General features: G+C 57.1%; 1 protein-coding gene. It reads left to right on the forward strand.

Annotated features, from left to right (window positions below):
• Nucleotides 1–252: hypothetical protein (locus tag C7I56_RS12200; protein WP_158703136.1), on the forward strand; the 252-nt coding region annotated here is incomplete at both ends.

Here is a 252-nt window from a genome sequence, read left to right on the forward strand (position 1 = left end):
CGTCTCGGCGACACTGCCGAAGGTTATGTGATGGTGAACTTCCAGCAGAGCACGGTTGACTATACCGGCTTCCCGCCCGTGGTTCGCGGCGCGGCCAATGCCGGTATTCTTTACCGTCCCTTCTCTAACGATCTGCGTCGCACGCAGACCGGCTATGTCTATATCGCCAACCTGCTCACGGCGATTGCCCAAGGTACGTTCAACTTCGTCGATCCGAGTGCGAACACTCAGCAGCAGATTGATTTCGTCTCC

Origin of the sequence: Allosphingosinicella vermicomposti (assembly GCF_003012815.1) — a bacterium.
In the GTDB taxonomy this organism is placed as follows: Bacteria; Pseudomonadota; Alphaproteobacteria; order Sphingomonadales; family Sphingomonadaceae; genus Allosphingosinicella; species Allosphingosinicella vermicomposti.